This is a genomic window from Paenibacillus sp. 2RAB27, from assembly GCF_052115445.1.
Lineage (GTDB): Bacteria > Bacillota > Bacilli > Paenibacillales > NBRC-103111 > Paenibacillus_E.
The window spans coordinates 627,403-653,079 of record NZ_JBFRGR010000001.1; the positions used below are offsets into that span (position 1 = coordinate 627,403).

Annotated in this window: 11 protein-coding genes; all 11 read right to left on the reverse strand. The window is 47.1% G+C overall.

Annotated features, from left to right (window positions below):
- Positions 1–18: 18 nt before the first annotated feature.
- The 11 genes from AB4114_RS02900 to AB4114_RS02950 all read right to left on the reverse strand — a co-directional run bounded on the left by AB4114_RS02900 (position 19) and on the right by AB4114_RS02950 (position 25,316).
- Entirely contained in the window at positions 19–879 is an 861-nt protein-coding gene (locus AB4114_RS02900; RefSeq protein ID WP_441987027.1) for a DUF421 domain-containing protein, read from the reverse strand.
- Positions 880–998: 119 nt separating this feature from the next.
- Positions 999–1,292: a Rieske 2Fe-2S domain-containing protein gene (locus AB4114_RS02905; RefSeq protein ID WP_441987028.1), complete on the reverse strand. Its 294-nt coding sequence runs from the start codon at positions 1,290–1,292 to the stop codon at positions 999–1,001.
- Between the two features lie 177 nt (positions 1,293–1,469).
- Complete coding sequence (locus AB4114_RS02910) at positions 1,470–2,606, reverse strand: glycoside hydrolase family 88 protein (protein ID WP_441987029.1); 1,137 nt, start codon at positions 2,604–2,606, stop codon at positions 1,470–1,472.
- A gap of 32 nt (positions 2,607–2,638) precedes the next feature.
- Complete coding sequence (locus AB4114_RS02915) at positions 2,639–3,517, reverse strand: carbohydrate ABC transporter permease (RefSeq protein ID WP_441987030.1); 879 nt, start codon at positions 3,515–3,517, stop codon at positions 2,639–2,641.
- A 54-nt stretch (positions 3,518–3,571) separates the two neighbouring features.
- Complete coding sequence (locus tag AB4114_RS02920) at positions 3,572–4,537, reverse strand: ABC transporter permease (protein ID WP_441987031.1); 966 nt, start codon at positions 4,535–4,537, stop codon at positions 3,572–3,574.
- 77 nt (positions 4,538–4,614) lie between these two features.
- Positions 4,615–6,252, reverse strand: coding sequence for an extracellular solute-binding protein (locus AB4114_RS02925; RefSeq protein ID WP_441987032.1), 1,638 nt, complete (start codon positions 6,250–6,252; stop codon positions 4,615–4,617).
- A 199-nt stretch (positions 6,253–6,451) separates the two neighbouring features.
- The gene (locus AB4114_RS02930) at positions 6,452–8,815 is read right to left on the reverse strand and encodes a helix-turn-helix domain-containing protein (RefSeq protein ID WP_441987033.1); all 2,364 of its coding nucleotides are present in this window, start codon (positions 8,813–8,815) and stop codon (positions 6,452–6,454) included.
- A gap of 233 nt (positions 8,816–9,048) precedes the next feature.
- Positions 9,049–15,831: a polysaccharide lyase family 8 super-sandwich domain-containing protein gene (locus AB4114_RS02935; RefSeq protein ID WP_441987034.1), complete on the reverse strand. Its 6,783-nt coding sequence runs from the start codon at positions 15,829–15,831 to the stop codon at positions 9,049–9,051.
- 206 nt (positions 15,832–16,037) lie between these two features.
- On the reverse strand, positions 16,038–20,267 hold the full coding sequence (locus AB4114_RS02940; protein WP_441987035.1) for a PA14 domain-containing protein: 4,230 nt from the start codon (positions 20,265–20,267) through the stop codon (positions 16,038–16,040).
- 259 nt (positions 20,268–20,526) lie between these two features.
- The gene (locus AB4114_RS02945; protein WP_441987036.1) at positions 20,527–24,684 is read right to left on the reverse strand and encodes a family 16 glycoside hydrolase; all 4,158 of its coding nucleotides are present in this window, start codon (positions 24,682–24,684) and stop codon (positions 20,527–20,529) included.
- Positions 24,685–24,725: 41 nt separating this feature from the next.
- Positions 24,726–25,316, reverse strand: a complete 591-nt coding sequence (locus AB4114_RS02950) for a TlpA family protein disulfide reductase (protein ID WP_441987037.1) — start codon at positions 25,314–25,316, stop codon at positions 24,726–24,728.
- Positions 25,317–25,677 lie beyond the last annotated feature (361 nt).

Sequence of the window (25,677 nt, forward strand, 5' to 3'; positions counted from 1 at the left end):
GTCTTGTCGATTTTCGTATCACCGCTTAAGGATCGGCTTCAATTGGGCAATGATGTCTTCCATCTGCTTCGAGCATTGCTCGTACATTTCCTTAGCCTGTTTATTCTTCGTGGACAGTCCATACAACATTAAGTCACCTTCGCATTTTTTTAATGTTGCAAATAGTGTAGCTTTTTCCTGTGGGACCGGAACCATGATTTTGTCATCATACAAATCCACAAACAGTTGGCCGTAGGAATCTACTTGACCTAGAAATACATTTTCAACTGTAACACCTATTTTAACTAATTCGGTATTCAACCATGCTCTGCTATAACCTAGTGTAGCCAATGATTCATCCATGATGACACCATCCATGATCACCGCTTGGGGCTCTTTCTCTGGTGCAACCTTAATGCCTAAATGTTTGGGAGTCAACGGTAAATTCTCTCGCGTTAACAGGACATTAATCTCTCCGCTTGGTTCCATTATAGCAAACTCGACATCAGCAACTTTAAATACCGACCTCTTGCGCAATTGCTCCATGAGTTCATCTGTGGTAAGGCGTTCTTTCTTTAAATTATCTTCCATAATCTTGCCTTCACGAATGAGTATAGTTCCTTTACTATCAATGAAATCCCGCGCTTTTTTACTTTTCATCTGCAGAAACTCAATGCCTAACGTACAAGTCACCCATACACCAAGAGAGACCAACCCCAGATACCATTTCGTATCGATGTCCAGCGATATGGACGCCGCGAGATTACCAATTGAGATCCCGGTTATGTATTCGAAGAAGGATAGCTGGGTCACTTGCCTTTTACCTAACAGCTTAGTCATAAAGAACAGAACCACAATTGATAAAAATGTGCGTAAAACAATTTCAACCCAATCTAACACATGGGATCCTCCTCAGTATCAAATAAATTCCAATTGTATTCAATTGTTTGTTGAATGCGTGAAATTTATTCAAATAAAAGGAAATTATTCCAATGCTTATATGAGCGAAAGAACCAGCTCTATGGCGAGCTGGCAGTTTCCCATCTGCCCGGTCTTAATATCGAATTCCCAAAAAAGCCATGGGCAATGCACGATCCCCCCTTCCCGTTCAAAGCAATACTCTTCACCAGGGCCGTTCGATGTGATGAAAGCCGTCGTAATCCCTTGCCTTCGCATAACGACGCACTCTGATGCGGACAGAGATTGCGAATGGCGTAATATTCTCCGCCCAAATTGTATTCGCCAACGCTCCGCCCACCAGCTTCGATGATCTTCTTTAATCTTGGCGTAAGCTCAGCAATCGTCCCTCCCACATAACGACATTCATCCAGAAACTATCCGGGAGTGGATTAGGGAGCACCGTGACACCATCTAATCGCTAAATATAAGGGAATATGGCAACATTAACTGTATTTTTTACAGTTATTCGATGCAACTAACAAAAGTCCGCTGCCTCCCAATCAGGAGACAGCGGACTTTCACTTCCTACATTAATTTAATTCCCTTTCATACCAATACCCCGGAACCCCACGAACAAGCCGCATTAACGCCTCCATGTAGAAGTAATCTCCCCATATGACGAAGTCATCTGGCGACATGCCTCCTCGTACATGGTAGGAACCATGCCGTAGCAAGCCTTCTTCATCTGGATCGTCGCTCGTAAAGTAGTTCTCCGTCAGTGACTTCATGCAGCGATTCACCGCTTTTTCGAATCGCTCGCGATCTGGGTCTCCTTCCGGCAAGCAGTCCACGAGCTCCAACATACCGCAGCAAGCAATCGCCGTAGCCGAGCTGTCCCGTGGCGTTCCCGCGTCAATCGGTACGTCAAAGTCCCAATACGTCACCTGATCCGCTGGAAGACGCGAGATGAAATAATTGGCCATTCGGCGCGATACTTCCAGATACACCGGATTCTTCGTATATTTATACGAAAGAATAAATCCGTATATGCCCCAAGCTTGTCCACGCGTCCACGTTGAACCGTCATTATAGCCCTGGTGCGTACCGCCCCCAACCGGCTCACCGTTCTCCTGGTCAAAATAGAAGGTATGATACGAGGAATCATCCCCACGTACAAGATATCGCCGGCTTTTCTCTGCATGGGCAAGTGCAACTTCTAAGTACATCTGATTACCCGTCTTTTCATATGCCCAGTACAAAAGCGGAATGTTCAGCAGGCAGTCGATGATGATGCGACCGCCATTCTTGGGATCGCCAGCAGGTCCCCAAGCCTGAATGTATCCTCCAGCTGGACGCCATCTTTTCACGAGTATATCCGCTGCTTCCAGCCCCAGCACCTTGGCCTCTTCCTCACCTTCCAGCATCCACCACGCCACCGCTGACGGCAAATAGAGAAAGCCAATATCATGGTGATCCAACACCTTGAACGTATCCAGCCGTTGACGGAAGCTATGCACAGTACGCACTGCAGCATCCCTGAACGTCTGGTCTCCAGTCGCTTCATAGCTGAGCCAAAGCATTCCTGACCAGAAACCCTCAGTCCAGTCCTGGTGATCACTCCTTTTATAATCGCCGCCATCAAGTCCCGTCCAAGGGAAAAGATTCTCGAATTTATCTATATTTCGCCGTGTTTTCTCCACAGCATGCGTTAACGCTTCTACCCACATCGTCAAGCACCCCTTTTCAATGGATTAAACAACTACCCTTTCACAGCCCCAACCATAACGCCCTTAATGAAGAAACGCTGAAGGAACGGATACACACAAAGGATAGGTAAGGTCGCTACGACAATCGTAGCGTATTTGATCGTCTCCCCAATCTGGAACATATCGCCTCCCGTCCCTGAGGACATGCTGTCGGTTGAGTTGGAAATGAGGATTTCACGCAAAATAATTTGCAGCGGAAACAGCTCCCGATCTTTAAGAAAAATTGAAGCGTAGAACCACCCATTCCATTTGTCGACTGCATAATACAAAGCAATTACAGCAAGTGTAGGCAAGGACAGCGGGATAATAATGCGGAATAACAGMACAAAATGATTCGCCCCATCGATCTTCGCCGACTCCTCCAAGGCATCCGGAATGGAGGCAAACGCCGTCCGCATGATAATCAGATTGAATGTACTAACAGCAAAAGGTATGATCACGGACCACAGCGAGTCCAGCAGACCTACGCCTTTGACAATGAGATACATTGGGATCAACCCACCGCTGAAGAACATCGTAAATAAAATGGCGAACATGATCCATTTGTTCCAGAACACGTTTTTGCGGGAAAGCACGAAAGCGCCAAGTGCTGTCAAAAGTAGATTAAAGGCAACACCAACAATCACGATAAACAATGTATTTCCGTACCCAACGATAATCGCGGAATTTGAAAAAACGAGTTTATAAGCCTCCAAGTTAAAACCAAGCGGCCGCCATAATATCCCTTCATGGGCCACAATTTGATCGGCGTCGCTGAAAGAGGCGAAAAGCACATGAAGCAGCGGGTAAATCGTGGCCGCCATTAACAAGGTCAACACAGTATAGATGACGGCATTAAAAATCCGCTCTTCCCACTTCGATTGGATGGACATCCGGGCACTACCTTTCTTTGTAAAATCAAACCAAACAGCAACCTGCCTGGCAAGTTACCATAAACTATTGTCAGTCACTTTCTTACTAAATCGGTTCGCCGCTATAAGCAGCAACAAATTCAGAACAGAATTAAACAATCCGACAGCCGAGCTGTAGCTCCAGTTAAATTCAAGTAAACCTTTACGATACACAAAGGAAGAAATGACGTCTGAAGTCTCGTACACGACTGGATTGTACAACAGAATAATTTTTTCAAAACCGACATTCAACAAATTCCCGGACCGCAGAATAAACATAATGACAATGACTGGCAATATACCCGGCAGGGTAATGTTCCGTATCTGCTGCATGCGGGACGCACCATCGATACGCGCCGCCTCGTACTGCTCCTGATCAATGCTCGTGAGCGCAGCCATATAAATAATGGATTCCCAGCCGATACGTTGCCAAATATCCGAGATCACATAGAGGGATCGGAATAGTTCCGGCTTTTGCAGCATCGCCTGACCATCCGTACCCATCACCGAAACGAAAAATGTATTAATAAAGCCGCCACTGTTCGTAAAGTCCTTAATCATCCCGCAGATGACGATCATCGAAATGAAATAAGGCATGTACGTAATGGACTGTGCTGTCTTTTTKAAAGTTTTGTTTTTCACTTCATTCAGAAGCAGGGCGAGCAGAATCGGCATCGGAAATTCAAACAAAAGCGAGTACAAGCTAATGAGAATCGTATTTTTAAAAATACGCCAAAAATAATAGCTATTAAAGAAGCTCTCAAAATGGGCAAATCCGACCCATGGACTGTCCAAAATGCCTTTCATCGGCGAGTAATTTTTGAAGGCGATCATTGCTCCGTACATTGGGGCATAGTGAAACAAGACGTAATAAGCAAGCACGGGTAAAATCATCAGATACAAATATTTATTCGTAATAAAATCTTTCGCAACGGTTCTACGTAAGGAACCGGCACGGGACGGAGCAACGGGGGCAGCAGTAGTCTGCAGGTTCCGGTTCATGCACAGATCTCCTTTATTTATAAGTGAGGAGAGGCTTTGATTTTGATGAAAGTCATCGCCTCTCCTTATGCAACGGATTAACGTTTGTTGTAACGATCAAGTGCCGCTTTCTGAATCCCGATAGCACGTTCGATCTTCAGCGATTTGATTTTATCCACATACTTGTCGAACGAATCGATCGGCTCTGAGCCCAAAATAATTTTCAACGACATTTCATCCACTAATGTTTTCACGTCGTTCATAATCGTCGCGAATTCCGAACTCTCATCAGGCGTAGGCGTAATTGGCGGCAGGAGGTATTTGTCTGCATCCGTTTTCGACCAAACCGTGATCCCGTCTTTTTGCTCCGGCATCGTCAAATATTGCTCGATATATCGTTTATCTTGTACGAAAGGACCGTTATAACCGCTGCGTGCATACATCGCCAGTGCTTGCGCAGGAGCCAGCTTATCCGGATTCTTCATGACAAGATCCGTGTATGTTGGATAGCCGTTTTCCATTTTATAACTAACGCCTTCGATCCCGAAGTTAAAGAAGTTGTGACCTTCTTCGCCATAGGCATAATCAAGCAAACGTACGGCTGTTTCCACATTCTTAGAATTGGCTGTAATCGCAACCCCGCCTGTTGTCACAAAAGAAAAGTCTTTTTGCCCGAACTTTGGCTTGTCACCACTCTTCAGAACTGGATATGGCGCTGGAGCGAACTGAGCTTTCGGTTCTTTCTCCTTGACGATCGGCTGCCATTTGCCGATGCCCGCACCGGAATTCCATACCGTTGCCCCACTCTTGCTTGAAGTCATGTTGGAGTCCATCGTCTTGGTATCGACTGTGGCTATGTTTTTATCAATCAAACCCTCTGCATACCACTTTTGCATCGTTGCTAAGAATTGTTTATACCCAGGCTCCATAGGGCCGTATTTGATTTTCCCGTCTTCCTGATAGAAATTCTTGATGACCCCGAACGCCCCAGTGAATGCACCGCCATCCAAGCCAAACAGTGCCGTAGGCATACCTAAGAAGGTAAGCGGAGCCGCAACGCCTTTCTTCTCTTTAAACGCTTTGAGTACATTGTACCAATCGTCCATCGTTTGCGGCATCGGGAGTCCCAGCTCATCCAACCAGTCTTTCCGAATAATTGGCCCTTGGTATGTTTTCAACAGATCGTCTCCGCGAATGAACGGAAAGGCATAATAGCTGCCGCTGTCGGTTTTAATTTGCTTATCAACTTCAGGATGCTCTTTCAAATATTTCTTTAAATTCGGCGCATACTTATCCATCGCATCATTTAGTTTAAGGATATAGCCGTCGTTGATCGCCTTTTCTGGACCACCTGGGAAGCCAGAGCTCCATACATACTCGATCATATCCGGAAGCTCGCCTGAAGCCAGCAACACGTTCAACGCTTCCTTCGCTTGATTCGCAGGCGGTTGAATGAATTTCAAATTAACGCCTGTCCGCTTCTGCCACTCTTGAAAGAAAGGTACCTCTTGGAACGTCGGCTTTACGCTTCCGATGTTTCCATTGAGCTCCGCCCAATAGGTGAGAGTTTTATCCGTTTTCATCGGATAGCTGAATGTGCCGGCTGTGGTCGCAGGTGTGGGACTTCCCCCATCCTTCGGTTGTTCGGTTGCCGTCTCCTTGGAACAACCAGCGATAACGGAGCCTGACAGAGCTAGCAAAGTTGCCAATGTTACGATTTTTTTATTAACTTTCATAACGCTTACCTCCCTTTTCATTTAACAGCGTCTATGTAACGCCTCGGTCCTTACAGCCTTCATATTGCCGCTTGCGATCACAAAAAGATATATCGAAAAGTTCCAATTTCATTGTTAAAACAGGCTGCAACATGCACAAAACCGCCAATTCCATGTCATTTTAATACGGAAAACGGGCAACCACTTCGTGGCCACCCGTCTACCCCCGCAGCTCACGAAATTTGCCCGGCGTAATGCCTTCGAACTTTTTAAATACCCGGATAAACGACGCCGCTTCATTAAAACCAACCTGCTTACCGATTTCCACGATCGCTTGATCCGTGAAGCCCAGAAGTGCTTTGGCCTGCTCAATTCGAACGCGGTTAATATAATCGAGCAGTCCCTCGCCTGTTTGTTCCTTATATAGTTTGGACAGGTAGCTCGCTTTTAATTGAAACTGCTCGCCCAGCAGTCCTATATTTAAATCCATATCCTGATAATGTGTTTCTACATAGACATTTACTTTGAAAATCAATTCCCGCAGCGATTCCGAACGTCCTTTCAAAATACTTACGTCCAGTTTGGCTGCTGTGTACTCACACACATCTTCCAATAGCATGTTAAGCTGCTCAACCATTTCCTTCACCGTATCACTGTTGGCCATCGTCTCCATCCAATTCGGATGCTGGGCTAGGAAGCTTTCATCAACTTCCCCAAGCTCATGGATTGTTTTCATCATCGTGGAGATCAAATTAAACATAAGCGTACGAACCAGTGTTACGGAGGTCACCGATTTGCCGTAATTGCGCTCGATAACCTCGTCTAGCACTTCTCTTGCGCGCTCCAAATCGCCGATTTTAATAAAATTCATCAATCGCTGTTCAATCTGCAACGGGTAGTAAAAGCCCGTCATAGGTTCCTTGTGGAGCTGATCATAGGCAATAATTTTCTGCTTGCCCAGTATGAGCTTATATTCCATGGCATCCAGCGCTTCTTGATAAGCTTGCGAAATGCCAGCGATCGTCGCTTGCACTCTCGAGATCGATAACGTGAGTTTCATCCGGTACCTCTCCAGTAGAAACTGTTGCGCCTCTTCGGAAATCGAAACGAGCTGTTGCATACGACCTTCCTCGTCGTCTTCAGCGAAATTCACAATGCAAGCCAACATATCGCCAACTTCCGCTACGTACCCGCGATGTCCACGCATCCCAACCAACTCTTCCACTACATTCGTTAAAATGAACTGCCCCAATCGACTTTTCTCATATGGTCCAATAGATGAAATGCTGATATTGACTTCTTCAGGCGCTTCCATAAAAAATAATAAAACGGCAAAATGGTCGGAATGCAACTCAATTTGATGTGAAAACAGTGCCTCTTGGAGCGGAATAGGTCCATCAAGCCGCCCTTTGAGCAGACGCGCGAGCATATTAGAACGCAGCATATTATGCTGTTGCTGCAGCTGAACCCGTATCGCTTCTTTTTCACTGAGCGTATCGGAAACGGCACGATGAATGAAGCTGAGCTCATTCACTTCTTGTTTGGCTTCATTGCCTCTTGCCGCTTCTGCCCCGGCTAGCACTTGCACTAATCGCTGGATCGGCGAGTAATTCCTGCGCATGAAGAAGAGCGTTAAGAAGGCCGCCCCGACGAGACTAATCGCGACGCTAATGTACATCACATTGCGGACATATACGGCTTTTTGCCAATACAATTTGCTTGGAATAACCGATATATAAGTGAGTTTAGAGACTTCAGAATGGAGATAATAGATCTCCGATTGCTCGTCGCTCGTTTTGTTATAAATAACGCCGCTCTCCCTTGCCCCTAGTTGATCCAAGATCGAAGCAGGGAGGCTCGTGCTCGTATTCGACAGGAGCACTTTGTTCGCTTCATCCAGCAGGTATACGTCCCCGCCGCTAAATGATTGCACCTTGGCAATCGCTTTATTGAATCGCTCCACGTCCGCCATAACAACTACAGAGCCCGTCGGTCTGCTGATCGCCCCCGCAGGTAGGCGCGTAATAAGCGCCAACGCTTGCTTCGAATACATATTGTCTTTGCGAGGCAGCATTGTAAATGTCGTGCTTCTATTCTGCTTTACCAACTTCAACCAATCGGCATAGCTGATTACACCTGTCTCATGAATGGTTTCGAAGCCCGCTTGATAATCCCGGGAACTCCCTGGCAGCAAAACAGTATTTTCTCCCTCCCAAGTTACATAAAATTGGTCCACAGAGGCATAGGAAGTCTGATACAATTGAAACTCTTTGGCAACTTGATACGCCGTATACTGCTCATCACTGCTGGACATCCGCGTATAGATCAAGCTCTGCACGCGTGTATTCCAGGTAAGCTCCATGCTGAGCCGCTGCATCATCTCAATCTGAGAATCGATGGTTTCCCTCACTTGTTGGAGCATGGTATCGTTAGCTCGATGAATTTCCCCACGCAACGTGTCGCTGGATTCCCTATATAAAATTAAGCTCATAAGAATCGGAATGATAAAGACAGCGCTGTACGAAACGAGCCATGTAAAAATGACACTTTGGCGCTTCTTCCATAGATTGATTTTGATCGGCATGCGCTCTCTCCTTTGGGGTGTCGTCTTGTATGTAAGCATTCCGTTCATTTCCCCATACTTCGTATTCTCACATATTGCTAAATAGCCGTTATAGTGTGGATTTCTGGCAATACGACTCCCTCCATTATGACGGTTTTCCCCTAAGAAAGGGAATGACTATTTTGTCCAATTACGTTGTTAAAATAATTACGTTTAGACGAGAAAGAGGGAGCCTTGGGCTCCCTCTTCTGGATTTAGTTCATGAAGTTCACGTAAATCAACAATCTGTTCAGCACAACAGCCGCTTCCGCTCTTGTTGAATTAGCAGCTGGCGCGATCTCATTGTCGGATCTACCGTTCATTAGTTCAGCTTGCAAAGCTGCTGCCAGTGACACTTTGGCCCATGGGCTTATGAGCGATTGATCCAAGAAATTCTTGCGTGTGTTTTGGCTCGCATCGCCTTGCACCTGTTTGCCTGCGAGCTTCATCGCTGACACGATCATTACAGCCATCTGCTCTCTCGTGATGGGCTGATTCAGCATAAACATATCTGAGCCGATGCCTTCGATCAGCTTCGCCTGCACCGCCTCCTCAACCACATCATAGAACCAATCGGTCGGCGCTACGTCGTTGAACGTAGGTTGACGAACCGGCTTCGCTTGGTAGCCAAGTGCGCGAACGAGCATTGCAGCGAACTCTGCCCGCGTGACCGATGCTTCTGGCACAAAGCGTCCCTCCGATTGGCCTTGCAAGATTAGCTTGGAGGCTAACTTATCAACATCGGCTTTGCTCCAGTGACCGACGAGGTCATCAAATGTTGTATTGCCTTGAATGACCGTGTAAATGCTCGTGCCGTTTCTTTTTATGCGCACTTCCGTTTGTCCGTTAGGTAGTGTTATGAACACCGCTGGTACAAAGTTCAGATCGCCAGTCTCCGGATCATACCGTACGGCAGTTGCCGTATTCGCATTCAGTTTAGCTGGAATGAAAAGGGTACGCTCCACGTAGAGATTCCCGAATTGCGTTACCGGTACAACCGTACCCTCTTGCTCCAATGTCACCTTATAATCCACAATCTGACCTACTACTGAAACGTTGCGAAGACCTGAAGCATTCTTCACGCGATCTTCCATCGAAGAATCCGCTTTTTCAATCGTGACGGACAAGGTACTTGCCGAAGTTTGCGACAGATTCGCCAAGGCACCGCCAAGCATAAACAACGCCAATGGCAAGGAGATCTCGCCTTGCTGTGATCGAATAATAACTACACCTGCTGGTGTTGTCTCCGATGCTTTTTGAAGGACGTTAGCCGGAAGCTTCACAACGAATGAACTGCTGCTAACTGGCGGAGCAATGACGACTGCCGACGTTGTCGGAGACCATGCTTGCTTAAGGGCATCGGCATCCACGATAACCGTTGTAACTTCTCTTCCTTGGCTGTCCTTGCTTGTTTGGATGGAATCATCCGATAGTTTCAATGGAATGATGCTATCTTTGGATCCAGTACTTGGTTGTGTCACAGGTTTGGGTGGTTCGCCAGTGGCGGAGCCAGATTCAGAACCAGATCCAGCCCCTTCGCCTGTTGACGGGTTCAATGAGACGAATCGCAGCGTCGTCACTTTCCCTGCAGGTGCGCCAGTGGACTCATTGGCCGCCCAACGGACAATAAGTTGGTGAGGTCCGTTAAGATTGATGAGCTTGAAAGCTTCTACATCGTATAGTGAATATTCACTGCCATCCAGGCTGAATTCCAGCCCAGCAGTCATCCCCGTCACCGTATTCGCAGCGTCATCCGCTGTAAGCTCAGGTGCCTTTGGAACCACATACACAGTGACAGCAGTTTGCAATTCGGCGTGAGCTGTTGTTGCTGTAATGATCGCTTTGCCAGGCTGCTTCGCTGTTACCAAACCGCTGGCATCGACCAATGCGACCTGCTCGTTGGAGGAAATCCAGCGAACAGTCGTATCATAAGCGTTCGAAGGTGTCACTTCCGCGCTAAGTGACACACTTGTCTGCTCAGCCCCTCCAGACGGCTGATCCAAAAACACCGCTTGCTCCACCGTACTCAGCTCCAATCCTCGCGGTTGAACTGGCTGCATATAGGTGTACAACTTCACATTGTCGATCCACATTGGTGCATCCACCGCCCCATAAGACGTATAGATCCGGATATTATCGATCGATGACGACGATTCGTAGAAGCTGAGTCCCGCCTTCTGCAGTACGTCGTTTAAATAGACATTGACCTTCTGGTTTGCAACATCAACTTCCAATCGGATATGATGCCATACACCCGTTGGAACAGATCCAAGCGTATCCACTTTGCCATCCTTGTACAAATAGCGCAGCGTACCACTGGTTAACAAACGGACAACCGTTTTCTCACCTTGCCGCAGTTCATAGAACGGTGTTTTACCGCTATTTTTTTCTTTCAAATCCCATTCCGCCACGAAGGTGCCGGTTTGCTCCGCAAACGATTGCTTGATCGAAGCACTAAACTTGTTGTCATTATCATTCAGCAGGATGCTCTTATTGTTCAGATTCGGATCGTCCACTACCTGTACAGGGGCCGTTGTACTTTCAGCAACTTGCCAGGAGCCACTGCCTGCATTAAACGTACTATATACCAGCGTCTGCTCGCCAAAACGATACACAGAGATATCATCAACGTACAGGATCGCGTCCATCTGCAGCTCATCCGTTTCGAAGCGAATGCCGCTGATCGCTGTGACTGGATTTGCAAAGCTTGCGCCAACTGCCGCCAATTTACCGTCCACATAAACATCATATTTGTTGTGCGGAATATCGATCGTCAGTCGAATTTTCGTCCAAGTTGCTGCCGAAACGGGTTGAATATAATGCTCAGCACCCTGTCCGTCAAGCCAATAAAGCGCTCCCGAACGTGTCATTAAGCGAATGGCTGGCGTTTCGCCGCTGAGCAGCTTGAATTCTTCACCTTTGGGACCATACGGCTCCGCGAACGTCCATTCCACTTCGGCTAGCTCAGATACCGATGGAAACAATCGGGTAGCGACGGCCGAGGCTTGATCGCTCATATCCAGCAGGCGTAGGATGTTGCTCGACTCCTCCGGCAACCGTTCGAGCGTCACAATCGTTTGCTGCGCGCTACTAACACTCCATCCACTTGGACCTCCACCGATGGCTTCCAGTCCATTGCCTTCGTTATCGAAGGCCGCGTACAGATTAGTCGAATGGTCTAGCTCACTGTTTACACCTCTCGGATTGACGATGGCTGGAATCGGCGGATGATCCGACGGTCTCGGCTTTGCAGGATCGGTGTCGAACACCACATGGAACGTGCGTCCTACTGATCCGTTCACACGGACTACCAATCGAATCGTCGGGTATAGCTGTGTGACCATAATTTGCGGATCTGCCTGCAGCGTGCCTGCAGCGGAGCGATCCAGCTCAAGCTCAATGGCACCTGAATTCTCCAACGTAGGATCAGAGACAGCGACCTCTAGACGATTATTCTCMTCCTTAATCATAACCGCAGCTTGTCTGGAGCTCGTCACCAAATCCGCCTTCACTTTCTGATCCTTCCAGAAATTCACAGCTGTGAGGCCAAGCCCTTGATGTCGAACCGCCTGCGCCTGATCATTATTCACCAGTACCTCATAGGGTGGGTGTTCTGCGTATTGCTTTACTTGGTCAGCCGTTTTATTCGGTAAAATGGCATAGCTGTACGTTTGCCCTTGCGGGCTTTTCCCGTGGTCCAACCACAGGCTCAGGTAGTTGCGAGATACCGGTGCGGATTGCGCCACACTCTGATTCACATCGCTCCAGCGACCCGTCCGCTGTTCCCGGAGCCCATTTATCGTCGGTCTATCAGGGAAATAATACCCGATATCCGATTGCGCACCGTTTCCGCTGAAGTGCATCCACTGCACGCCTGACATACGCTCGGTCCAGCCTAGTCCGGAGGACTTAGCTTGCCCATCAACAATCAACGGATTGTCGCCACTTGCATTCAGCTTGCGCTGTTCCACGATCGTCTCGATCGTCCGGTTATCACTGCTCGAAATGCCAGATCCCAGCGCAACAATCTCGTCTCCGAACATAAACCACGATTTATTCGCTTGCAGCGTGGTACCAATCTGTTTCAGCTGCATGCTGGAGCTGCCGTAGGAGCCCATCTCAACACCGCCTGCCCATGCATTGGCCGGCTTGCCTTCACCGTCACCGTTTTGGTAGTTATCAAACACACGCGGTCTTGTATCTACCGTCGTGCCCGGTAAGCGGTAACGGTTCGCGGTTGCCCAATAGTCTTCCATATACTGTGACTGATCGCCATTATATAGGTAGGTCATACCGTCACCGGTATACCAGCCTTCGCCGTTTTCACCATTGTTCAGCTCATAGGTCTGGATGCGCTTCGAGCTCTTACTGACGCCGAACGAATAGTCATCCCGAATTTGCAGACTTCTAGCCATACCCGCGAACTCATAATAACCTGCAGCTTCTCTATCCGGCACTATTGTTGCGTCGCTCACCCATTGCTTTACAGAACCTATCAGATTCATAGACGATAAGAAATTATAGTAGTTAAACTGAGTCTGATCCTGCGTAATCCACGATTTCAGCATGCTCTTCAGTTTCTGCGCATCTTCCGCTGGCGCATTTAGCGCAAGCCTTGCGAGTGCTGACATGATGCCTGCTGCTGTTTTCTGGGCATTATCGGATCCGCGAACAATAGATCTGCCATTCACCATGTCCATCGTCATTCCTTTATAAATCAACGGGGCAACCCCATCATAGATCCATTTATAAAAGTTGTTCACATTCGGATCGGTAATCGGCCAAGGACTGCCGTTCAACAAATACAACAGCTGACTGACCCCTTCCAACATGACCGAGCCGTAACTGCCCGTGTAGGCGACGGAGGTATGCATCACGAAAGATCCATCATCGTAAAAGCCATCTCCTGATGTTACATAAGCAAACAAGGGGGACATTTCAGATCCCACAGCGCGTATGCGTGACTCTGATTTCAACAAAATAGCATCCACAAGTTTATACATTAAAATATCGGAACGATTCGCCCCTGTATAATAAGAACTCGTATCAAACAAATTCGATTGGATATCTGGGGTATAATGATCAATCGCTGCGATATAGCGGGCGATTTGCTCCGATGTCAACGCATCGTACATCATCACGATGATATCTGTCATTTTAGCCGGAATGCCTATCTCGAAATTCCACCAGTTACCAAAAGCCGTCCCCGTCTCGTTATATTGCTTGACGTACACCCACTCCAGTGCAGAAACAATATCGCTTTGCAGTTGCTGATTGTGGTACAATGCCCCGCCTTTCGTGGAGTAAGCATACGCCATCTCGCGAATTCGCGAAATGTTGTTATGGATGGCATCTGAATTGCCGCTGCTCACAACGGAATCCATCCATAGCACTTGGCGGTCTGCCGCTTTCTGCATAGTCGACCAACGCGTCTGTCCATTTGTCGTAAGTGTCGCTACCTTAGCCAACACATCGGTGTCTGCCGTATCTAAATTGTCACCGCCATCAAGACCCGATTTGCGTTTCAATCTTAATCGCTCGAATTCATCGGAAGCTGCTGCTTTCTCACTAACTTTGATCATGGTGCTTGCTGTTTTACCTCCATCCACACTAGTCGCTGTAAGCGGCGTCTCGCCAAGTTTAAGACCAGTCACTACACCTGCCGAATCGACAGAAGCAATCGTCGCATCGCCAATCGACCAGATGACCTGCTGATTGCTTGCTTGTGCCGGCTGGAAAGTCGGGACTAGCGTAATCGTGTCTCCTTTTGTTACAGTTACCTGGCTTGGCAAAGATATCGAAGCCACGCCCGGCGGCAGCACGGTCACATTCGTCGTCGCGTTATAACCGCCATCTTCACTTCGTGCGGTAATCATGGCTTGCCCCGCCGATTGTGCGGTGACCAACCCTTGCACGTCGACTGTTGCGATCGCCGTGTTGTCACTTGTCCATGTGACCTTACGGTTCGTAGCGTTTGCAGGCGTAATAACAGGTGTTAGCTGCGCAGTTCCCCCTGCTGCTACCGTCTGCCTAGCTGGCAAAGCAATGCCAGTAACCGGCACGTTATTGGAAACGGTTATAATGGATGAGGCTACTTTCCCGCCATCCAATGTCGTTGCCGTAATCCGTGCGGTTCCAACACCCACACCTGTAACCACGCCATACGTATCGACGGTCACCGTTGCTGGATTATCCGAGCTCCAAACCACACGCTGATCCGCAGCATCTTCAGGCACTATCTGAGCGGAAAGAACTTGCTGCTTACCCACGCCAATCGCTGCCGCATCAGGCATCAGGGAAATGCTTTCAACTGGTGCATACGTATACACTCTCACATCGTCCAAATATGAGCTTCCTGGCAGCGCCGTTCCTGTCTGCGTAAATTTAAGCGTGTTGATCGTATCCCAGGTCGCCCCTAATGTGACACCGGTTACAACTTGAACATCATTCAACAGCACATCCGCCTTTTTGCCGGTCTGATCGATGATTGCTTTGACGCGATACCACGTATTCGGTGTATACGTCCCTAAAGACGTATTCAAGATGGACATTTGCCCTGTTTCCGTCAGTGTGAGAAAGTTCTTCCATACGCCGCTTGTACTTTTTACATCTAGCAATCGGATATGTCCAGTGTCTTGTGCCCGTACTGACGCTTCCAGCACCACCTTGCCTGCGAGGTTCAAGCCGAATTTACCCGTGTACAGTTGGGTGCCAGCAGTACCTGACACCAGCTTCAAACTGAGATCACTCCGACCGTAAACAGCTTCCCCAACCGTATAATCCGTTCCAGCTTTGGCATTATATAACCCCCAATTCCCTCCTACTTCCGCTGTTGGGCCTGAGGTTGAGGGCGCCGTAGGGTACGTATTGAAACTTGCAGCCACATAATTAGTTACTGCTGCCTGTGCCGTGATCTGGCCTGCCATACTGAATGGTATGAGCAGATGACTTGCCATGGCGGCAATGAGGATGCAAGCACTCCTCCTTTTGTTAAACATGAACATCTCCCCCTCTTGATTCGATACCTACACGCTCATTATAGGAGCTATGCAGCTACTGTTATATTTCCATTTCATCCAAAGGGCTTAACAAATTATTTACACCATGTACAATATGTCCACTTCGATTAACAATACTGTTCGCTTGTGTGCCGAAAAAAAAGGAGCTAAGCGCCAACACCCCGCTTAGCTCCTTCTATATCACATCACTGCAAAATCAACTGCGCTACCGCCGCCAAATCCTCAATATCGACAATATGATCGCCATTGACATCCATTTGCTTGTATTGCTCCCAATCGGAATCAGCCGACGTTTTACCGTAAGCCGCAGCGACTTGGGCCAAATCACCGACTGTGAATCTGCCATCGGTATTAATGTCACCAGGAGTTGCGCTTATGACACGGGATAAGAAGTGATTCAAGGCAGATTGAAGCACATTCACGGCTTGAGCGACTTGCTCAGTCGTTGCACCTGCATTGTCAGCTACAACTGTTGCTTGCGCAATGGCTGCTTGAAGATCCGCTTTGGCGCCGATCGGATATTGGCCAGCAAGGCTTCCCTCAACCGCCTGATCATGTTTATGTTGCGCATCGGTAATCAGATTTTGCAAGGCTTCTTTATTAACTAGTCCAGTGATTTGAACAGGGAAGCTGACTTGATCAAGTGTCTTTTCTTGACCGGCTCCATTCGCAAGCACGGCACTAGAAAGTAGGACTGTCGCATTCGCAGTACTTGTCAACGATTTGGCCTTCCAGTTCAACTTAAGCATACTTCCATTCACATCAGCCACACCGATATTCGCCATAATTAACCGAAGTTTCCCTGGTGTCACGGCTTTATCCACCACAGTAACACCTGCATGCAGTTCTTCTACTGAGACAAATTCGAGTTGTGTTGGATCATACGTCACGGTCAGATCTTCCGCGTATACAGCTTCCGTAACCGAGCCAAGACTTAATGTCACACTGAATGGCTGCCCGCTGGAAACAACAGGTGGGCCTGCAAATGTGAAAGTCGGCTGATCCACAGCAGGACCTACCGAGAAATAATCAATATCTACAGGGATGGACGTACCATCTGTTGCTGACATCGCATAGAACCCTACTTTGACATTCGATAAATTGACTGTCATCGGATCAGCCGCCTGCTGCCAAGCGGTACCATTCCAGAAGGATGTCGTGTAGACATTGCCTACCTTCGCTATCATCAGGTACACCGAATCTGTCCCCGGATGCTTTGCAACATTGGTTGCTTTCGTGTATACGGCGTTTTTCTCAAATGCACTTTCCAGATTTTTACCAGTAGCACCCGTCGTATCCCACACATGCCCAATTCGCACATAGTTATCTTCGTCTTGCCAAACGAGCAAACCGCCTTGCTCATAATTCTTATTCACCGAACCTGTGATTTTGGTGGTAACCACGAAATCTCCCGCTGGTGCGTTTTGCAGGAATACGTTCTTACTTGCATTGGAGTTCCCGAACATATCCCCAGCCAAAGATTGCAATCGGAGACTTCCCGGATTCGCTGTCAGACTCCATTTGCTGCTATCCTGACGGAAGATCGTCCAACTAGGCGCGAGCGTTGTGGAATCAAATGAATCTGTTGTAAAACCGTTAGGTATGGGCGCATGCACGGTAGATAAGATCTGCTGATGTGCAGCTACCAAGCTATCTAGTGCCCCTTGAATTTGACTTACCGTTGCGTTCGCATCTTGATTAACCGCCTTAGCCGCATTCAGTGTTGTCGTAAACTGATCGACGGCAGCTTGCGGATATGCGCCCGGTTGAGAACCGATACGAATGGCACCAAGAAAGCTTTCTTCTACGGCAAGTTGCGCATTCAAATCAGCTTTATTCGCTGTGCCGATCAACTCTCGGTGTGCTTTGGCGATTCGGTCAAAATCTAGCTTTTCAACTTTACGATCATACGTAAGCAGTCCGTTAATTTCATACTCAACGTCTGTAATTTGCGTATAAATCGCTGCGTTCAGACCATTCGCCTTCTGCTGTTTAAGGGAGTCGATAAAACCAATATATTTATCGGTTATTTCCTTTTTGCTGCTCATTAATTGATAGGAGAAGGTCAGCGGTGTCCATTCATGCCCTGTCACGTGCAAACCAAGTCCGCCGTACTCGCCAATGACAGATGCTCTGTTCGCTGATCGAGCAGGTGAAGTAGGTGCCGGATAACTGTGCGCGTCGTTCAGATCGCCTACACCTGTATCCCACCAACCGCTGCTGCCGTTAATGAGGCGCGTGGAATCCCAGCTTTTTACTAGATTCACGGCATCTTTGGATAATTGGCCACCTTGATCGAATTCCCCCCAGCCCTCATTAAATACTGTCCACGTCACGATCGAAGGCGTGCTTCGAAGCTGGTCGACCATTTCCTTATATTCTTTCAACCATTGTGTTTTGGCCGCTTGGGAAATATCGCTACCTTTATTCCCTTGGCGATCCTCCAAGCTAGGCATATCCTGCCAGACCAGCAAGCCCATTTTATCTGCCCAGTAATACCAGCGTGCCGGCTCAATTTTGATATGCTTGCGCACCGTGTTCATGCCGATACGTTTAATCGTTGCCAAGTCGAATTGCAGCGCTTCTTCAGTAGGCGCGGTGTAAATCCCATCTGGGTAGTACCCTTGATCCAGCGGTCCCATCATAAAGACGGATTTGCCGTTCAACAGTGTACGCATGACACCATCAACCAGACCTGTCTTGATTTCTCTCATCCCAAAATAACTATTTACTTGGTCAACGGATTGCGTTCCGTTCTTCAAAGTCACTTGCAGATCATAAAGAAACGGGTCGTCAGGTGACCAGAGTCTTGCATTCGGAACAGGAATGGCAATGTCCGTTCCTGGAGCTCCTGTCGCTGTGCCAACAACTTGCCCATTGACGCTAGCCTTCGCTTCTACGGTTTCACCTTGGACACCTGAAGCAGCTACTTTCAGTTTCAGCACTTGATTGGTGATATCCGGCACCATGTCGAGCTTGTCAATATGAGCTGAGGCGATAGGCTCCATCCAAACCGTTTGCCAGATACCCGAACTTGACGTATACCAAATGCCACCAAGCTTCTTCACGGTTTGCTTCCCTACCGCTTGATCTTCCCCAGAATCCGTGTTGTCGAGCACGTTCACGATCAATTCATTTTGTCCCGCCTTCAATTGATCTGTGATATCCAGGCTAAATGCTGTGAAGCCACCCTTGTGACTTCCTACAAGCTGTCCGTTGACATACACAGTAGCCAAATAATCAACAGCCCCGAAGTTCAACTTCACCCGTTGACCACTCCAGCTGTCAGGAATCGTAAAGGATCGCTTATACCACATTAAGCTTTCAGTACGGTGAATCCCAGAAAGAATCGACTCTGCCGCAAACGGGACGAGAATCTTCTCTTTTAAGGTTTGACCCGTCGGAAGTGTATCGCTAGCTTTAGCAGCCTGGAACTCCCACTCACCATTAAGATTCATCCATTGCTCACGGGCCAGCTGTRGACGAGGATATTCAGGTAACACGTTATTAGAGTCCAGTTGTTCCGCCCATGGTGTCATGATTTGATACGTTGAGTCATTTTTCAAAAATTTGGAGAAAGTGCCAACGGAACTTCCGTCCCCATTGAGCAAACCGCCATTACCGTCATAACTAATCCCCACCTGTGAAACATCCTTGGAGTAAATCGGATTCTCAAAGGTGAGTACGAGAACATTGTTATTCCCAGCCTGAAGTGCCGCCGATGCAATAGGCCAGCTCGTTCCAGCAACATCCACCTTTAGATGCGTGCCGAAACCACTTGCAGGCGGTGTGGATAACGCGTTATCGAAGTTAATCTCTGCCTTCGTTCCATCCGCGGAGATGCGGCCTGCGGATTTATAACCAGCAGGTGTGAACAACGCTTCTGTTGGAATCGCTTGTTTGGCAAGAGAAGGACTCGACCATCTCACATGCAGATTAGATCCGCCAGTTGCCTCGAAGTATTCGAGCTTGAAATCAACTTTCTGGCCTGCAACCAGAGCGATAGGCGTTCCCGTTTGCTCTTTATCCCAATCATTGACCCAATGATCAAGCACAAGTTGGTTATTCACCCACAAGCGGAAACCATTGTCACCAATGATGGAGAATGTATAATTTTCGGAATAGGCAGGAACGATCGATCCCGTCCATCTCACATTCACATTATCACTTTGCCCTGTCATCAGCTTCAATGCGGTTTCCAAGGAGCTAAAATCCAAATTTGCATCAACCGTTGTCGCTTTGAAAGTTCCAAAATTAAAGCTTGGTGAGCCTGAGCTCGTATAGTAGTCACCTTTCAAGCCATGTGTTTCAGCTTCTGCAGCCTGAACGTGATGTGTAATCGATAGGGAAGGAAGACACAAACTGACAACCATGACAAGCATTAAAAGCATTTTCTGCACGTCTTTGAACTTCATGCTTGAACCAACCTCTCTTATTTTGGATGCATAACGTATCAAATTCGGGGAGGCCTTTCCTAGCTATGTAAAGATTCATGTTGGTATATTCAGTCTCCTCGCGCTACCTCCTTCCTTTGTTTATCCATGTTAGAACTTCTTTATTATAGAAAAATACAGCTGGTGTTGTATTTACATTAATAGGCTTTTTTATACAAAAATCCCACATATAACGATACATGTCGTATCGTCAATATGCGGGATTCCGATGATCTATGTTTTACTGCGAAATCATTTGCGCCATGGCTGCAAGATCAACAAGATCAATTTGACCATCATGGTTAAAGTCTAGATTTTTCAGTTGCTCCCACGAGGCACTATTCGAAAATACACCATAGAACGCAGCTAAAATATCTAAATCATCAGTGGAATATTTGCCATCATTGTTGAGATCACCTAGTAAAGGTGTAGGAGTAGTTGGTTCCGTGTTATCTATTGGGTCCACGTGGTCGACAAGAACCGTTAGTTGCATCGTGTGTCCGACGGCATCTAACGTTGTTTCTGTCCCATGTTGATCCGCAATGATAACGTTCGCTAAGGAGATGACGGTGTTCGCTGTGTAGGGAATAGACTTGGCTTTCCATTTCAGTTTAAGCAAGGAACCATCCATGTCTAAGTTACCTACTTTTGCCATTAGGAAATGCAATTGAACTGTCGACTTCGATTCGCCAACCAGTGCAAATCCTTCTGTCAAAGCCTCTGCACCTACATATTCGACTTGGCTTGGATCATAAGTCACCGTTACATCCTGTGCATACACACTTTGGGTAACATTCGAAACACCCATCTTTAGATCGAAGGTTTGATTCACTTGAACCACATCAGGACCCGTCAAGCTAGCGACGGCAGGGAGCGTAGGTTCAGGCTCTTTTACTTCCAGAGGTCGAACTACCACATAGTCTAGCTCATAGAAGCCCTCGCTTTTCATAAACTTGATGGTGTTCGTTCCTTCTTGGAGATCTACGGTTAGTGGGATGGCCATGAAGCGCCCCCAGTTTTGTGTACCCTGAAGTTTGATCAATTGTTCCTCGCCGTTAACGAGAACTTTTCCCGTAGCCGCAGTAAAATCGCCGCCATTGGCAAACCAGATATCCATGTTGTATGTACCAGCAGCAGGAACTTGAACGGAGTTGAAAAGGACATAGCTGTCTGGATAATCGATCTCTCCGACATAGCTGCCACCTGACGCACGATTATTATTTGTATTTATTTTCGCATGCCCAATTTCAGCTTGTTCCGCTTCATATTTCATGGTCACGGCCTCTTCGGCTTGTTCCGTCACCTCAGGGAAATAGGTAACTCTCAAGTTCTCAGCACCATAAGGTACTAAAGTAATATCCTCAGTCGGCTCAGTCGATAAGATTGGCCCTACAGGAGGTTCGGTCGCTTCGACGTTATTAGCCGATTTCCCCCATGTCGGAATTTTCTTCGCTTTCGCAATTAATTTAATTGGACTCGTTGCTTGGATGAAAGGATTCTCAGGCATAGCCCCTCTCACAATTTCAATGGAATCCTCCGGATGTTCTCGATCAATCACTAATCCATAGTTCCATGGACTGCTAGATGACACACGATATTGACTATAGCCAAGAGCGCTTGCATCAAAGCCTGGAATTGCCGCGATTGGATTGGATTGAACCTGCCAATTTTCTTGAATTTGCAGAGAGAACACAAGCGGTCCGCGTTCAATACCAACGGAATTGTTCACCCAAGTTGATGTTTTCAATTTCATTGGCACTGTCAGCACAACACGGTCACCTGTCGTCCAAATTCTATCGATCGTCATATACTCGCCAGCGATAACGCCTTGCTGCGCTTGACGATTTACCGTTACCGTCGGTTGATTCGCCCATGCGGGAATTCTTAACTTGAGCGGGAAGCTTACAGCTTCTGACGTAGTCACATCGAATCCGATTTGTTCCTCGAATGGATAATTCGTCGTTTCATCAATGGTGACGTTGGCATTTTTAATTTTGGTTGAAACCCGGTTTGGTCCATACGCGATAATACCGAGTCCACCCTCAGGTGTGGCGCCCCACATATTCTTCACAAAATACGGCCAGCCCATATGCATATTAAATCGGCAGCAAGGGAAACCCGATGTTGGAGATGGCATCGTCCCATTATCATAATTCTGTTTAAAACCATGATCTGCTATATTGCTCTCAACCTGATTCGGTAAGGAATAATACTGATGGTTCTTCAACTCTTTATCCATAGCGCCAGGCAAGGAGTTGAAGGCAATTTTCTCAAGCGCATCGCCAATGTGCGGATCACCTAGAATCATTGCGGCCTCTTCGTTACTTTGCATCCGTTCTGTAATGGCACACAGTTCCACACCTTGCGTCGCTCCAATACCTGCCAACATTTCAGTGCCGGATTGCATCCCCGTGATCTGTTCATGCTTAGCCAAATTGCTGACGCMTTTTTGGAAAGCATCACGATCTTGTTCATCATGCGATCTTTGATAGTAAATGGTTGGCATTTTGATCGCTTCATTCACATTGACGGCATGGGTCGGTTGGAAATCATTGCCGAAATTTTGAAACTCATCTTTGGCATAAATATCCGAAATCGGATACCCTTGATCAGCCAATGTATCTGCTAATTGAAGTAGAAAGGCATCTTCCGTCCGGTTATACAACCAGAGCACCGTGTCAATATTGTCACCTACGCGTATTTTGCCCCAATCTCTTAACGGCCGATCAGGCAATTGAGCCACTTGATAATGAAAATATTTCGTCATGAACGGAAGCACGCGCCCATCATTGGTTGCTTCATAATAGTCTTTCATGACATACAGTGCGACCATGCGAGGCCACCAATCATCACTGCTCTCAGGTCCGAAGGAGCCATCCGCATGCTGACTGGCGAGTATTGCTTCAATCCATTTCTGTGATTTCGCAATGAGATCCTTGTCTTTTAACGTGTAGGCCAAGGGAACAAGCCCTTTCAAGTAGTAGACCGGACGCTCCCAATCGGAATCTGGCGCTGTCCCACCAAGCCAAGCCGCGTTGGTGCCAAGCTCACTGTACAAATCCTCTGCGTATCCCGTAGAATTGTCGCGCTGCAGCTCAAGTTGCTTTAGCAGCCAGCCTTTCGCCTCGATGGAACCTAGTGGAAGCGGAGTGAATGGCGTTTGCACAAGTGGACTTTTATTCGCTACAGGTGCGACGAAAGATGCGTCAGGCACGGTATATTCACTCGCAATATAGTTATCGAATTGCGGTACGGAACGATAACTTCGCAAACCGATACCACCCTTGGTGTACTTATCCGCGCTGTCATCGATAAAGTCAATGATCGGCTTTTGCGTATCATTGACATACACTTTGATTCGATTCTGATCGGTAACAACCTTCAAGTGGTAAGACCGGTTCGCATCAATGCTCGGTAGCGCTTTCACTGTCTTCAGCGCCTGCCAATTGTTGTTCATTCGGCCGAGAATAACCGTACCATTATTGCTTAATCCTGCGTAATAGCCACGGACGTTGTCCGCACCAGGTGCAGCACTTTGCGTTTTGAACAGTACACCCGCATCGCCAGTTCCTGTTCCACTAGGCTGCTTGATATCAGTTTCGAGGGTCATATCCTCAAATTCCTTATCTTTGACAAGCGCTTTATAACCATCGCCGCTATTCACCGTTATCGTACCAGCCTGCAGCTTCCAGCTGCCATCAATTTGATTCCACTGACCAAGGCTTTGCTCGGCCTGCGTTTCGAAAGTATCTTCGAATAACGTGCTTCCCTCGGTAGATTTTACTACGAGATTATCGTAAGTCGGCAGTGAATTGTACATCCTTACACCAATGTTACCCGATGTGTAGGTACTGTCGGACTGTGTAAGTACTAATACATCGTTCACATAGACGTTGATTAGATCACCTACAGCAGATACTTTCAGATGGTAACTTGTATTCGGATTAATCGTAACTGAAGCTCGTTTGAGCTCGGTCCAGTTATTATTCATGCGACCAAGCGTAACTACACCTGTTCCGTTTGCACTAATTCCTGCGTAATACCCTTTTACATTGTCGGCACCTGGTGTCGCACTGATTGTTCTGAATAATACGCCCGCATCACCGGCTCTATCAGCCAAGCTGATATCGCTCTCTACGGTCACATCACCAAATGACTGTTCTTCACTCGTTATGGCCTTATATCCTTGCCCTTTGGCGACAGTCAATTTCCCTGCTTCAATCGCCCAAGGTCCTTCAATCACATGCCATTTGCCATCAATCGTCACCTTATCGAAATGATCAGCAAAGTAGCCTGGCAGTGCTTCTACCTCTGCCGCTTTGGCAGGAGGGTATGGCGAAATAACGGTCAAATACAAGGCAACAACTAATAATTGGACGATAAACGTCTTTATTTTCATCTCCGTGAAACCTCTTTCCTTTATGAATTGGTATTTGTTATTTAACGCTTGGCTAAACGTCCAACTTTCTCTTCTAGCTCAAGCTGGTCAACCATATGAAAGGTATCCACAATGTATCCATTCGTATCTATCATAAAAACAGTCGGCAGCGCATGAAGTTCATAGAGATCTGCTGCATGCTTATGCTCATCTAGGAGTACCGGGTATGAAATATGATTCGTAAGCACAAACTTTTGAATATTTTCTAGTTTTTCTTCTGTTGCAACATTAATCCCTACAAAATCAACTTGATTCTTATATTGCTCATAGAGCTTCCTTAACGTTGGCACTTCGACGGAGCATGCTTCGCACCAACTCGCCCAGAAATGAACAACGAGCGGTTTATCCCTCTTGCCGCCAATCGTCGAATAAGAGCCGTCTAACGTTTTCAGTGTAAAGGTTGGTGCTTTCACATCATTTGGTCCAGCTTTCCCGCGTGAACTCGCTAAATTCACGATACTTTCCAATTTATGGACATCCAGCCTCTCACCCTCACTCACTATGGGATCTGTGCTCTTATGCGAGAACAGTAAATATAAGGGTAGACAACTTAGTAGAATAATGCCGCAAATCAGTATATAATTTTTTCTCATGTACAGCTCCCCTTCCGTTACTAACATTATAGTAATCTCGAAAATAATCGTCTTTACACAATACAGATATAATGTACGTGATTCTGATAAATGTTTACGCAACTGTGTTCAACAATCTCAGATACTGCGCCTTCGAGGACGTATGCGTAATGCTGACGACACGAACCCAAACTAACTGGAAAACCTCCAGTTAATTTCGGAAAAATCCACATTTTTCAACGATTAGATGGATTTTCTCAGACTGTCGAGAAAGTCTCGACAGTCTTTATTATTTTCTTTTTAGTTCATCACATTACCGCGTTAATTTGGTATAATATAAGTATACTCTTGAAAGTGGTGAACCTCATGCTTCGCTCTAAAC

Excerpts from the sequence above, each read along its gene's own strand:
- AB4114_RS02910 (WP_441987029.1), bottom strand. The coding sequence starts at position 2,606 with ATGTGGGTAGAAGCGTTAACGCATGCTGTGGAGAAAACACGGCGAAAT.
- AB4114_RS02925 (WP_441987032.1), bottom strand. The coding sequence starts at position 6,252 with ATGAAAGTTAATAAAAAAATCGTAACATTGGCAACTTTGCTAGCTCTG.
- AB4114_RS02930 (WP_441987033.1), bottom strand. The coding sequence starts at position 8,815 with ATGCCGATCAAAATCAATCTATGGAAGAAGCGCCAAAGTGTCATTTTT.
- AB4114_RS02950 (WP_441987037.1), bottom strand. The coding sequence starts at position 25,316 with ATGAGAAAAAATTATATACTGATTTGCGGCATTATTCTACTAAGTTGT.